This is a genomic window from Candidatus Schekmanbacteria bacterium RIFCSPLOWO2_02_FULL_38_14 (assembly GCA_001790855.1).
Classification (GTDB): Bacteria; Schekmanbacteria; GWA2-38-11; order GWA2-38-11; family GWA2-38-11; genus 2-02-FULL-38-14-A.
On the sequence record MGDH01000011.1, the window covers coordinates 139,028 to 151,890 of the forward strand.

Here is a 12,863-nt window from a genome sequence, read left to right on the forward strand (position 1 = left end):
TTGAGAATCATTACACAGATTAAAAAATCAAAATAATCCGTGTAATCATTCTTTAATCCGAGTAATCACAATTTATTTCAAAAACCCCTTCCTGTTTGAAATTGCATTAATTTTAAGCCTTAAAGCATTAAGATTTATGAAACCTGTTGCATCTGCCTGATTATATACACTGTCTTCTTCAAAAGTCACAAAGTCGTGTCTGTAAAGAGTCTGCGGGGATTTTCTTCCAACCACATCACAATTCCCCTTGTAGATTTTAAGCCTTACTCTTCCTGTTACATATTTCTGGGTTTCATCAATCATCTTTTGCAGTAACTCTCTTTCAGGAGAAAACCAATAACCAAAGTATACCAGTCTTGAATAATCTGGAATGAGAGAATCCCTGATATACATTATTTCTCTGTCCATTGTAATTGACTCAATTCCCCTGTGGGCAATGTGCAGGATTGTTCCTCCAGGTGTTTCATATACCCCCCTTGATTTCATTCCAACATACCTGTTTTCTACCAGGTCAACCCTGCCAACTCCGTTAATCCCGCCTATTGAATTAAGCTTCTCTAAAAGCTTTGCAGAGCTTAATCTTTTTCCATTTACAGCAACTGCATTTCCTTTCTCGAAATCTATTTCAATATAAGTCGGTTTATCAGGGGCTTTTTGCGGCGACCTTGTAAGTAGATACATATCCTCAGGAGGCTCGCGCCATGGATCCTCCAAAATCCCCCCTTCAAAACTTATATGAAGCATATTCCTGTCACTTGAATATGGTCGTTCCACGCTAACAGGCACCGGAATTCCAAATCTCTTTGCATACGCAACAAGAGCTTTTCTTGAGTTAAGTTCCCATTCTCTCCAAGGAGCAACAACCTTGATTCCGGGATACAGGGCATGGTATGCAAGCTCAAACCTCACCTGGTCATTTCCTTTTCCAGTAGCGCCATGGGAAACTGAATCGGCTTTCTCTTTTTTTGCAATTTCAATCTGCTTTTTTGCTATCAACGGACGGGCTATTGATGTTCCAAGAAGATATTTTCCCTCATAAAGTGCATTCCCTCTGAAAATCGGAAAGACAAAATTCCTTGCAAATTCCTCTTTTAAATCCTCTACATAAACCTTGCTTGCTCCTGTTTTTATTGCCTTTTCTTTTATCTTTTTAAGTTCTTCTCCCTGACCAAGGTCGGCGCAGAATGCTATCACTTCACATTCATAAGTCTCAATCAGCCAGCGGAGAATAACTGAAGTATCAAGCCCCCCTGAGTACGCAAGTACAACTTTCTTAACCTTTCTCATCAAAAAATCTCCCTTCTTCTATTGAATTATAAGTATAATTAAATACTAAATAAGAACAAAATTAAATCCTAATTTTAAATCATCCCATAAGCCACTCAAGAATTGCCTTTTGCAGGTGCAGTCTGTTTTCTGCCTGGTCAAAGACAATTGAATTCCTGCTATCCATAACTTCTGAGCTTATCTCTTCATCCCTGTGAGCAGGCAGGCAGTGCATTACAAGTACATCCCTTGATGCGTGTTTTAAAAGTTCATGGTTTACCTGATAAGCAGTGAAATATTTTTTCCTCTCATTGTTTTCATTCTCTTTTCCCATGCTTGTCCACACGTCTGTATATACAACATCAGCTTTCCTCACAGCTTCATTTGGATCTGTAAGGATTTTAAAACTTCCTTCTGAACTCTTTGATATCTCCTCTGCTGTTTTAAGAACATCCAAATCAATGCTGTATTTTTCTGGAGTTGCAATTGTGAGGTTAATTCCTGTTTTCAAAGCTCCAAATATCCAAGAATTGGCAACATTGTTTCCATCGCCCACGTAGGCAATCTTAATCCCTCTAACGCTACCAAGCTTTTCTTCAAGTGTAAAAATATCTGAAAGCACTTGGCACGGATGGGAAGAATCAGTCAGTCCGTTAATTACAGGTATTGTTGCCTTTTTAGCAAATTCTTCAATATCGTTTTGCTTATATGTCCTTATCACAACTCCATTTAAATATCTCGAAAGAACCATTGCTGTATCTGAAACAGTTTCCCCTCTTCCAAGCTGGATTTCTCCGCCACTTAAAAAAACTGCCTGGCCACCTAACTGATACATGCCAACTTCAAAGGTAACCCTTGTCCTCGTAGAAGGTTTGTGAAATATCATTCCAAGAGTCTTATCCTCTAATGGCTTGTGGTGTTTATTCTTCTTGAGCCAATCCTTTAATATCCTGGCTCTGTCAAGAAGCATTCTTATTTCATCTGGAGTTAAGCAGTAGATTCCTATTAAGTCTCTTTTTTTCATCTGTGTATTCAAATCCTAATAGAAATTTCTTTCAGCACCTTTCCGAAAATCTCCATTGCTTCATCTACTTCTTTTTCTTTTACTATCAATGGAGGTAAAAACCGTAAAACATTATTCATTGTACAGTTAATCAGCAACCCCTTTTCGATGCAGCTACTTACGAAATCTTTTCCTTCTACTGTAAGCTCCATTCCTACAAGAAGCCCTTTACCCCTTACCTCTTTTATAAACTTGAACTCTTCCGCAAAGTTATTCAACTTTTCAACCAGATATTTTCCGGATTTCTCACAATTTTCCAAAACCCTTTCATCTTCAATAGTTTCAAGTACTGCCAATGAAACTGAGCATACAAAAGGATTCCCTCCAAAAGTAGAGGCATGAGAACCTGGTGTAAAAAAATCTGCAATGTTCTTTTTTGCAACCATTGCACCAATTGGAACTCCTCCTCCAAGTCCCTTTGCAAGAGTAAATATATCAGGCTCTATTCCATAATGCTGAAAAGCAAATAGTTTCCCTGTTCTTCCAACTCCTGTCTGAACTTCATCAAATACGAGCAACAGTCCTTTTTCATCGCACAACTTGCGAAGGTTTCTTATGTATTGTTCATCAGCAATATTTACTCCTCCTTCACCCTGAATTGGCTCAACCATCACAGCACAGGTCCTTTCTGTAATTGCATCTTTAAGAGCCTTTATATTATTAAAAGGAACATATTTGAAGCCCTGAGAAAGCGGCTCAAACCCCTTCTGATATTTTTCCTGCCCTGTTGCAGTAATTGTTGTTATTGTTCTGCCATGAAAAGATTTTTCCATTGTGATTATTTCATACCGGTCATCTTTTTTGTATTTTTCCTTTGAATATTTTCTTGTAAGTTTTATTGCAGCCTCGTTTGCCTCAGCGCCGCTGTTGCAGAAAAATGCCTTTCCATCAATTGATAATTCAACAATCTTTTTCCCAAGCTCTGACTGAGAAGCTATATAATAGAGATTTGATACATGGAGCAGTTTCTCAGACTGTTCTTTTATTTCTTTAACTATCTTAGAATGGCAATACCCCAAGCTATTAACCGAAAGGCCGCTTACAAAATCAAGGTATTTCCTGCCATTAAAATCCCAGAGATAGACACCCTCCCCTCTTTCAAAAACCAGAGGAGTGCGGGAATAGGTGTTCATTAAAAACCTATCAGAAAACTCTATATATTCTTCTCTTTTCATAATTACCAGTTAAATTCAAAATGAGAATTTTTTTTACATCATGAAGAGTATTTTAGCAAGGGAAAAAGTATTTATATATTTGCAAAAATAAAAGTTTTTAATGAGGATGCTACGTTCTTGACAGAAGATCAGGGAATGTCACGCAGATATCAAGCAGCTTGCAATAAGAGACAAAGCATTTCCGTTAACAGAAGGGCAGGCATTGCGTCTGCCCTTTTCATTTTTTTCCCATCTTCTTTTTGATAAAAAATCTCGCAAGAATAAAAATAACCACAATAACAATCAAAGCACTTACTACCTGAGAATAGGTCTTAAAGATTACAAGCAGCCTTGACCAGTTTGCTCCAATTAAAATCCCAATATAAATTATGCCGAGGTTCCATAAAATAACGCTTATTAGATTATAGAACATTACGCTTAAAAAATTCATTTCAGCAAGACCAGCAGCAAGAAAAAAAAATGCCCTTATTCCAGGCATAAAACGATTGAGTATGATGTATGCGGGCCCATAGCTGTCAATTTTCTCTTTAATGAAATCAAATCTTTCCTTTGTTAAAAGCTTGCTTCCTTTCCGGGAAATATGATTTTCAGGGTCTATCTTCCCTTCCCTCCATCTCTTTATTCTGTAACCAAGCATATAATCTATTGATGAACCAGCAACGCTTCCGAGAGTTGCAGCTGAAAATACCCAGAAAAAATTCCATCCCCGGGCAGCTACCAGAAAAGCACCAAAAAGTGTGACTGTATCTCCTGGAAATGGAGGGAATACATATTCAATAACGGAGCTAATAAAAAGTATGCTGTAACCTAAGATGTTTTCGTTCTGAATTATGAAAGAAAATAAATTATCTAAACTCATTACCCTATCCTAAAACTTTGACCATCTCTAAAAGAGCCTGTAATTCCCTCTTTATTGAAATCAAAAAGAACCTCTCTTTCCTCCCCACATACCATTTCTACAACCTTACCCTCTTTTACTTCACCTATAATACTTGCTGTTATCTCTTTCTCTTGAAATTTATTCAAAACCTTCTCAGTATTATTGCAATTAACACTTAAAATAAACCCGTAACTCATAAATGCTTTCAGCCATTCATTAATCGTTAATTCTGCCGGTTTCGGAATATCATCAAGAAAAATATCTCCTCCAACTCCTGAACTCTCAAGAAGCATAGCAATTGTTCCAAGCACCCCTCCCATGCTTACATCCTTAGCTGCTTCACACAGTTTTTCTTCTGATATATCACACAATATTTCAAGCCGTTGCACAACATCTTCTGAAGATTTGCATGAAGTTGAATCCCAGCTCCTTACCGTTTTGCACCCTACCCTTCCTTTTAAGTCAACAGCAAAAATCAGTTTATCTCCGGGCTTTGCATTACTGCTTAAAAGAAGTCTTTTTGCAGTTCCAACTATCGAAACAACAAGGGAGTCCTCTTCTGCGTCCGGATGGAGATGTCCTCCTACCATAGGCACTCTGAATTTCTCACATCCTTTTGCAATTCCTTTTAATATTTCACTTATTCTTTCAATGTTCTTAGAAGCTACTACATTGACCATTGCAACAGGTCTCCCTCCCATTGCATATATATCATTAACATTAACCATTACAGACGCCTTTCCGGCAGCATACGGTTCTTCTCTGACAAGTGCAGGCAGAACTCCATCTGCTGAAAAAAGGAGGTAGCCGCCATTACTTTTCAGAACTGCTGCATCATCACCAATACCAACCACTACTTTCCCGAAGTCCTGGACATTCTTTAGAATATCCATTGCAATTTTAATATGGCTTTTCCTTTTAATTCCCTCAAAATTTCTTATTTCTTCAATTAATTTGAGTAGCATAAATTTACCCTCTGCCAGAAGTTCATTAGTAATCTTTAAGTTTCTCTATACCCCTCATACTATAGAATCTCAGAACCCTATAAATTGTTAACCTCAAATATCAAAGCCATAATTTCAAATCAAGTTCAAACGTATAAAAGCCTTTTGAAATTTGACCATTAACGCTTTTTCGTTTCAAAAAATACTCCTTGACATATGACGCGCTTATGCTAATTTTTAACTGTTTTGGAGGTAAAAAATCTGGCGAATATTTAAAAGCTCGCCAAATTTTCTGTTTTATTTAACCGGTGTCCTTTTGCAGAAATTAACATTAATCAGGCATGGAGAGTCTGTCTTAGATTCCCAGAAAAAAATTCAGGGGAATCTTGACTCTAGCCTGACTCAAAAAGGAATATCCCAGTTTGAGCTTTTAAGCAAGCACGTAAAAAATAAAAATGAAAATTTTGATGCGATTTTCTCCAGTCCGCTTAAACGGGCTTTTGAAACTGCCAGTATAATTTCAAAACACCTTGAACTTCCTGTGAGGGTTGATGATAATAAAAAAACTCTTGTTGTATCCCACGCCGGAACAATAAATGCTTTTGTCTGTCATATCTTGAATCTGGACTTGAATCATATGTGGAAAATGCATATTGATAATACATCAATAACCGAAGTTGTTTTTAACAATTGTTCTCCAAGAGTTGTTCTCTTCAACGATATCTGTCATTTAAATGGAAAAGTATTCAACTTAAAAAATTAAAAAACATTAGTTACTTGTTTGGAGAGTTAAATGCCTGAGTTAAGAAAAGACCCTATTGTCGGGCGATGGGTAATCATCTCTACAGAACGAGCTAAAAGACCTAATGATTTTGTTACAAAGCCTGAAAACAAAAAAGGAGGGTTTTGCCCTTTTTGTTCCGGGAATGAAGACAAAACACCACCTGAAATATTGGCTTACCGTGACAACGGAACTTCGCCAAACGGACCTGGATGGAATATAAGAGTTGTTTCCAACAAGTTTCCTGCACTTATGGCAGAAGGATCCATTAACAGGGCAGGTGATGGAATATACGACAAGATGGGAGGCATTGGAGCTCATGAAGTTATCATAGAAACTCCAAACCACGAACTGACACTTGCAAGTATGCCTGCTTCAGGAGTCAGAAATGTCCTCTATGCTTACAAAGAAAGGTTGGTTGACCTTAAAAAAGATAAAAGATTCAGATATGCAATGATTTTCAAAAATAATGGAGAAGATGCAGGCGCTTCTTTAGAACACCCCCATTCCCAGCTCATAGCCCTTCCAATTGTGCCAAAAAGAGTACTTGAAGAACTTTATGGTTCTCAAAAGTATTTTGAATACAAGGAGCGTTGCATATTCTGCGACATGATAAGGCAGGAAATTGAAAGAGAAGCCAGGATAATTGAAGAAACAGACTACTTCATTGCCATCTGTCCTTTTGCTCCACGTTTTCCTTTTGAAACATGGATAATGCCAAAAATCCACAAAGCCTCTTTTGAAAATTTTAATGACAGTGAAATTAATTCTTTAAGCATAATATTACAGAACGTGTTAAAACGGATTGACAGAGTTCTGAATTTTCCTGCATATAATTTTGTAGTTCACAGTTCTCCATTTCACGACAGTGACAGCGAATCATTCCATTCGCATATAGAAATAATGCCAAAGCTTACCAAAGTTGCCGGGTTTGAATGGGGAACAGGGTTTTATATTAATCCTATGCCCCCGGAGCAATCTGCCAAGTATTTGAGGGAACAGGATTTAACAGTTGAACCACGACTCATTGCTACCTGAATGATATGAATATCCAATTGATTGATAAAATACAGGCAAGAATTCTCCATCAGATAATAAAGATTGCCAACTCCAAGCCTGACATCAAAACAAGGTTATTTCGGATTGCTGACCTTATTAAAGATGAATTCAATCTAGATATCTGCTCAATTTATCTTCTTGATGAATCAGCAAGCTTATTAATCCTCAGGGCAACTAACGGCCTGCCAATTGAATTTGTTGACAAAATTCAGTTTCAGTTAGGACAGGGAATTACAGGGGAAGCCGCAAAGTACAAAAAAACAAAATCTTCAAACGATAAATCAGCTATTTTCTCTGAAAGCCTCTCGAAACTGCTTTCAAAAGATTTAAGCAAATTTAAAGACCTGTTTGAAAACATAATAGCATCAATCTCAATTCCAATTCTTGATGGAGAAAGTTGTCTCGGAGTAATAGAACTTCTTTTAAAAAAAGAATTTATGTTTGAACCAGGACTTATTGAATTTCTTGAATCTATAGCAAATCAGGTTTCAGGAATTATAAGAAATGCAAAAATCGTCTATGAAGCAAACCAGAGCCTTTCAGAACTGAAAAAAATTAATGAAATCGGAAAAGCCATGAATTCTGCTTCTTCTCTGGAAACACTTCTTAATCTTATTGTTAAAACTTCATTGGAACTAATTCCTTCCCGCGGATGTTTTTTAAGACTTCATAACAGAGATACAAATAAATTGGAAATTAAAGCCTTTTCCGGTTTTGATGATTATGTAAAAACCAATCCTGCTCTAACGCTTGGCCAGAGTGTAGCAGGAATCGTTGCAAAGGAAGGAATTCCTTTAATAGTTCATGATATAAAAACGGAAACAAGATTTACGCCAACAAGCCGCAATCTTCCCTTTTCTTCAATCCTTAGCGTTCCGTTGATAGCAAAAGGCAATCCAATTGGCACAATCAGCCTGCTTGATAAAATAAAGGATGAAAGTTTTGAGGGAAGTTTGGTCTTTGTATTAAGGGACCAGAACCTTTTATCAACCCTTGCAAGCCAGGCTGCAATAGCAGTTGAAAGGGCATCATATTACGAGAACATGCAAATATTTGGTAAAGAAAATGAGCTTAAAGTCCGCGAATTATCGATTCTTCACGAAATTTCAAATGCAATGAGGTCCACACAAAACCTCAACAGACGTCTCTACATGATTCTAACGGCAGTAACAATCGGGGATGGACTTGGGTTTAACCGTGCTTTTCTTCTGATGGTAAATGAAAAAACCAATCTTCTTCAGGGAATGATGGGAGTTGGTCCTGCAAATGCTGAGGAAGCAGGAAGGATATGGTCAGAGATAAGCAAAGAAAAGAAATCCCTAACTGAAACCCTGCTTGAAAAAAAGCCAATGGAAGAGCTTGCACGTTCAAAAATAAATGAGATAGGAAAGTCTTTGCGTGTTCCAATCTCTACTGAAACAGGTATTCTTTCAAAAACAGTTCTTGAAAAAAAACCATTCAACATAACCAATGCGTGGGAAGACACAAGAGTCGACAAAAAGCTTTTATCAAAACTTAACACAGACCATTTAGCCTCAGTTCCGCTTCTTGCGGGAGATAAGGTTTTAGGGGTGCTTCTTGTTGATAATATTTTCAATAAAAACCCTATCACACAGAGCGATTTGAATTTTCTTGTTATGTTTGCAAACCAGGCAGGTCTTGCAATTGAAAGCGCAAGACTTTATTCGTATTTGGAAGAAACAAATGAAGAACTAAAAAAAACCCAGGAAAGGCTTGTAGAATCTGAAAAACTTGCTGCGCTAGGAGAAATGGCAGCAGGAGTTGCCCATGAAATAAGAAATCCTCTTGTATCTATTGGAGGTTTTGCAAGAAGGCTTCATCAGAAGTTTAACAGTAATCAGCCTGAAGGAAAATATCTGGATATTATTATAAGAGAAGTAAAAAGGCTTGAATTGATTCTTCAGGATGTTCTTGGTTTTTCACGAGAAAGCCAACTTCTTCTGTCAAAAAATAATATTAATGACACAATAGAAGATATACTCCTTTTCTTTGATGTTGAATTTAAGGAGAAAAATATTAAAGTAATTTTTTTGTTGGGCAAAGATATCCCTCAGTTTTTATTTGATTTTCAGCAGATAAAACAGGTTTTGATAAACCTTATAACAAATTCCATTGAAGCCATTGGTAATAATGGCACACTTGAAATTAAAAGCTATCTTAAAAGCGATAATAATTCTATTTCAGTTGAAATAACAGATACTGGAGGAGGAATACCTTTAAATGTACTTGGCAACATTTTTAATCCATTTTTTACTACAAAAAATACAGGAACAGGACTCGGTCTTGCTTTGACAAGAAAAATCATTGAAAAACATGGTGGTCACATAGAAATAAGAAATGACATCGGGAAAGGTGCGACCTTTGAGCTTAATCTGCCTCTTAGGTCTGAGGATAATGTTCAGGCACAGAAGGAATAAAAAAGTCTTTAGTTTTGAGTTGTACTTTTTTAATATATAAAATAAAAACTGATGACCCAATAAAGGAGGAAGCATTATGCCAAAAATATTAGTTGTAGATGATGAAGAAAACATTAGGCTGCTCTACGAGATTGAATTGAAAGAAGAAGGATATGATGTAATGACAGCAACAACCGCAGAGGAGGCTTTGAAACTTCTGGAAACATATAACCCTGATTTAATAACGCTCGATATACGCCTTCCGGGCATGAACGGAATAGAATTCCTAAGAAAAGTCAAAGAAAAAAAGAGAGAGCTTCCCGTACTGATGTGTACAGCCTATGATGATTATAAACAGGATTTTGCTGTCTGGGCTTCAGAGGCTTACATCGTTAAATCTTCAGACCTTGCAGAACTTAAAAACAAGATAAAAGAATTCCTTAAAAAATGAAGTATCTTGTGATTCTTGCAATAAGCGTTTCAATCTGTTCTTATTTTTTAATCAAATATATTAGGCTTGTCCTAATAAACTCAAACTGCTGTGGCATTAAGCAGTCTTTAAATGAAATTTCCAATCTTTTTAGAGAAGAACCCCTCTTCCTGATTTTCTATTTTGGTTTTATTATCTTTTTTTTTATCACAGGCATTGGTTTGGTTTCTTTGCTAAATTCATTTTAGCAAATAATATCTTTTTGAAATCTCACCTTCAGGCTTTGAAATCTTAATAAATTTTTATTAAATCAAACAGATAAAATTATTTTCTAAAAAAAGCTTGCAAATTTATTTTATCTTTTTATTATGTGTTCAGTTAGAAAAATTATCTTAATTTTTCCTCACATGATTTTTTATTAGGCCTTCATAGGCCTTCAAAAATACTTAATAGTTATTATTTTATTTTATAAAGGCAATTATTATGGAAGATATATGGAAAGAAACTTTAACTCTTATTTCAGCTCAGGTCAATCAGCAATGTTTTAATACGTGGTTTAAACCTACTACTCAGTTAAACTACAGCCCTGAACAAAATGTGCTTCAGGTAGAGATTCCAAACAGTTATTTTGAATCATGGCTTAAAGAAAACCACATGAATCTGATTGAGGATACTGTATGGAAAATTACAAACAATCCATCTCTGAAAATAGAATTTGTATCTTCATTAAATGGCAAAGATATTTCCACAGAAGCACAGAAAACCTCCAAGATTGAACCAAACAGGATATCATCGCATCTTGGAACCTATCCACAGTGCCTTAATCCGAATTACACATTTGGAAATTTTGTTGTCGGTTCCTCAAACCAGTTAGCAAACGCTGCTACATTGTCCGTTTCAGAACAACCAGGGAAAAGATATAATCCTCTTTTTATTTACGGAGGTACAGGCTTAGGAAAAACTCACCTCATTCACGCTATTGGCAACAAAGCCTTTTCTCTTAATTCAAATCTTAGTATTTATTACCTGTCAACTGAAAATTTTGTGAACGACCTGGTAGCATCAATAAGGTTTAACAAAATGGAAGAATTCAGAAAGAGGTACAGAAGATCTGATATATTGCTAATAGACGACATTCAATTTATTGGTGGCAAAACAAAGAGCATGGAAGAGTTCTTTTTTACATTTAATGACCTTTATAATTTCAACAAACAGATAGTTATGACATCTGACCGTCCACCAAGAGAAATTTCAAACTTGGAAGAAAGGCTGAGATCGAGATTTGAATGGGGACTTATGGTAGACATTCAGGAACCCGAACTTGAAACCAAAATTGCAATAATGAAAAAGAAAGCAGAACTTTGGAAAATTAATATTTCAGATGAAGTTGCAATGTATATGGCTAACAATTTAGGACCAAGTGTGAGAGATCTTGAGGGTGCATTGAAAAAAGTAAGCGCTTTTGCCCAGCTCGCAGAAACACCGATTTCCTTCAGCCTTGTGGAAGAAGTTCTTAAGGGACAAATTAAGCCTAAGGATAAGATGGTCACAATTGATGAAATTCAAAAGGTTGTTGCTGAAAAATATAACACCAGGGTAAATGATTTGAAATCAAAATCAAGAAGGCGTGAACTTGTGATTCCACGCCAAATAGCAATGTATCTTTCAAAAAACCTTACTAATGATTCCCTTCAGCAAATAGGCAGAAAGTTCGGGAATAAAGACCATACAACAGTAATCCATTCAGTAAAAAAAGTAGAAGAGGGCAGGATAAAGGACCCGATTCTTTTCAGAGTAATTGAAGAATTAAAAGATCAGCTTACCTGAAGATAGTTTCAAGTTTGAAATTCTGGAAATTTCCGTCACTTATTTTACAATTTTTAATCAACTCTGAGCCTGTAACTTGAAATAACAAATCTTATCTGATTGATTTTCTATTTCTAATTTTATCATTGACATAACTAAAAATTTCTATATAATTTTTTAAAATTATAACTAACAGGTTCAATGGAAGAATTTACAGAAAAAATAAAAAGCATTGCATCGCAGATTACTCTGGAAAACAAGGCAAAAGTATTTGAAGATACAATAGACGTTGTTGTTGATTTCTTATCAAAGTATTTTAATGTCAATTCCGGCGAGGTTGGAATACTGCTTATTACATCAAATGGAAAGTTTTTAAGATTTGTTGCTCCAAAAAAACTCTTTAAAAGCGGAGCTACTTTTCCAATTTCAAAAAGAGAAAGTGTGTCTACCAGGGTAATTACTACTCTTAAGCCTGATATTCAAAATAATCTTTCAAACATAAAACACCTGAGCATCTATGAACAGGTGAAGACATCTGAAGACAAGCCAAAAGCGATCCAGAAAATGCTTACTTATCCTTTACTATCTGAAAGCAAAGCATTAGGGGTTATTCAGATAAGCAGGAAAGGTGATACCCCTCAGCAGGCAGGACCTGACTTTACTCAATCTGATATCAAAAAACTAACTGATTTATCCCCTCTGTTTCTACCCTACTTAACAAAAAGCAAACCTGATTTTATTTAAAAAATCTACTCTTTAATCCCAACAATTACCTTTTTCCTGTTTTTTCTCCCAACAGCATTCATAATATTCCTTATGCTGTTTATTATTCTACCTTTTTTTCCTATTACCAGCCCCAGTTCATCCTTAGCAACTGAAATCTCAATTATTGCAGTAGATTCGCTTTCAGTAATGCTTATGTTTACCTCCTCCGGCTTGTCCACAAGTTTCTGAACAATAATTTGAATTAGCTCTTTCATTGTCTTTTCTCCTTTTATAATCGCTGTAAAATCAAAAATCTAAGGTCCAAATCTACTGAACT

At 36.0% G+C, this 12,863-nt stretch carries 13 protein-coding genes; 7 read left to right on the forward strand and 6 right to left on the reverse strand.

What is annotated here, in order from left to right; all coding sequences use genetic code 11:
* Positions 1–72: 72 nt before the first annotated feature.
* From A3H37_03185 to A3H37_03205, 5 genes are all read right to left on the reverse strand, one after another.
* Positions 73–1,287 carry an argininosuccinate synthase gene (locus tag A3H37_03185; GenBank protein OGL50829.1) on the reverse strand — a complete coding sequence of 405 codons (1,215 nt, stop codon included), beginning with the start codon at positions 1,285–1,287 and terminating at the stop codon, positions 73–75.
* Between the two features lie 79 nt (positions 1,288–1,366).
* Positions 1,367–2,290: an ornithine carbamoyltransferase gene (locus A3H37_03190; GenBank protein ID OGL50830.1), complete on the reverse strand. Its 924-nt coding sequence runs from the start codon at positions 2,288–2,290 to the stop codon at positions 1,367–1,369.
* A gap of 8 nt (positions 2,291–2,298) precedes the next feature.
* Positions 2,299–3,504, reverse strand: a complete 1,206-nt coding sequence (locus A3H37_03195; GenBank protein OGL50831.1) for an acetylornithine aminotransferase — start codon at positions 3,502–3,504, stop codon at positions 2,299–2,301.
* Positions 3,505–3,721: 217 nt separating this feature from the next.
* On the reverse strand, positions 3,722–4,363 hold the full coding sequence (locus A3H37_03200; protein ID OGL50832.1) for a hypothetical protein: 642 nt from the start codon (positions 4,361–4,363) through the stop codon (positions 3,722–3,724).
* Entirely contained in the window at positions 4,363–5,349 is a 987-nt protein-coding gene (locus tag A3H37_03205) for a hypothetical protein (protein ID OGL50833.1), read from the reverse strand. Before A3H37_03205 ends, A3H37_03200 begins: the two co-directional genes overlap by 1 nt.
* Before the next feature lie 295 nt (positions 5,350–5,644).
* Here A3H37_03205 and A3H37_03210 point away from each other — a divergent pair, with 295 nt between their 5' ends.
* From A3H37_03210 to A3H37_03240, 7 genes are all read left to right on the forward strand, one after another.
* Positions 5,645–6,091, forward strand: coding sequence for a hypothetical protein (locus A3H37_03210; protein ID OGL50834.1), 447 nt, complete (start codon positions 5,645–5,647; stop codon positions 6,089–6,091).
* 30 nt (positions 6,092–6,121) lie between these two features.
* Positions 6,122–7,147, forward strand: a complete 1,026-nt coding sequence (locus A3H37_03215; protein ID OGL50835.1) for a galactose-1-phosphate uridylyltransferase — start codon at positions 6,122–6,124, stop codon at positions 7,145–7,147.
* A 17-nt stretch (positions 7,148–7,164) separates the two neighbouring features.
* The gene (locus A3H37_03220; protein OGL50836.1) at positions 7,165–9,606 is read left to right on the forward strand and encodes a hypothetical protein; all 2,442 of its coding nucleotides are present in this window, start codon (positions 7,165–7,167) and stop codon (positions 9,604–9,606) included.
* A gap of 76 nt (positions 9,607–9,682) precedes the next feature.
* Positions 9,683–10,036 carry a two-component system response regulator gene (locus A3H37_03225; protein ID OGL50837.1) on the forward strand — a complete coding sequence of 118 codons (354 nt, stop codon included), beginning with the start codon at positions 9,683–9,685 and terminating at the stop codon, positions 10,034–10,036.
* Positions 10,033–10,263, forward strand: a complete 231-nt coding sequence (locus A3H37_03230) for a hypothetical protein (protein OGL50838.1) — start codon at positions 10,033–10,035, stop codon at positions 10,261–10,263. Before A3H37_03225 ends, A3H37_03230 begins: the two co-directional genes overlap by 4 nt.
* 235 nt (positions 10,264–10,498) lie before the next feature.
* Positions 10,499–11,842, forward strand: a complete 1,344-nt coding sequence (locus tag A3H37_03235) for a hypothetical protein (protein OGL50839.1) — start codon at positions 10,499–10,501, stop codon at positions 11,840–11,842.
* 180 nt (positions 11,843–12,022) lie between these two features.
* A complete protein-coding gene (locus A3H37_03240; GenBank protein ID OGL50840.1) occupies positions 12,023–12,565 on the forward strand; it encodes a hypothetical protein in 543 nt (180 codons plus the stop codon).
* Positions 12,566–12,570: 5 nt separating this feature from the next.
* Here the strand turns inward: A3H37_03240 and A3H37_03245 are convergent, their stop codons facing one another.
* The gene (locus A3H37_03245) at positions 12,571–12,801 is read right to left on the reverse strand and encodes a hypothetical protein (protein ID OGL50841.1); all 231 of its coding nucleotides are present in this window, start codon (positions 12,799–12,801) and stop codon (positions 12,571–12,573) included.
* Positions 12,802–12,863: the final 62 nt, after the last annotated feature.

Excerpts from the sequence above, each read along its gene's own strand:
- A3H37_03185 (OGL50829.1), bottom strand. The coding sequence starts at position 1,287 with ATGAGAAAGGTTAAGAAAGTTGTACTTGCGTACTCAGGGGGGCTTGAT.
- A3H37_03190 (OGL50830.1), bottom strand. The coding sequence starts at position 2,290 with ATGAAAAAAAGAGACTTAATAGGAATCTACTGCTTAACTCCAGATGAA.
- A3H37_03195 (OGL50831.1), bottom strand. The coding sequence starts at position 3,504 with ATGAAAAGAGAAGAATATATAGAGTTTTCTGATAGGTTTTTAATGAAC.
- A3H37_03200 (OGL50832.1), bottom strand. The coding sequence starts at position 4,363 with ATGAGTTTAGATAATTTATTTTCTTTCATAATTCAGAACGAAAACATC.
- A3H37_03205 (OGL50833.1), bottom strand. The coding sequence starts at position 5,349 with ATGCTACTCAAATTAATTGAAGAAATAAGAAATTTTGAGGGAATTAAA.
- A3H37_03215 (OGL50835.1), top strand. The coding sequence starts at position 6,122 with ATGCCTGAGTTAAGAAAAGACCCTATTGTCGGGCGATGGGTAATCATC.
- A3H37_03225 (OGL50837.1), top strand. The coding sequence starts at position 9,683 with ATGCCAAAAATATTAGTTGTAGATGATGAAGAAAACATTAGGCTGCTC.
- A3H37_03230 (OGL50838.1), top strand. The coding sequence starts at position 10,033 with ATGAAGTATCTTGTGATTCTTGCAATAAGCGTTTCAATCTGTTCTTAT.
- A3H37_03235 (OGL50839.1), top strand. The coding sequence starts at position 10,499 with ATGGAAGATATATGGAAAGAAACTTTAACTCTTATTTCAGCTCAGGTC.
- A3H37_03240 (OGL50840.1), top strand. The coding sequence starts at position 12,023 with ATGGAAGAATTTACAGAAAAAATAAAAAGCATTGCATCGCAGATTACT.
- A3H37_03245 (OGL50841.1), bottom strand. The coding sequence starts at position 12,801 with ATGAAAGAGCTAATTCAAATTATTGTTCAGAAACTTGTGGACAAGCCG.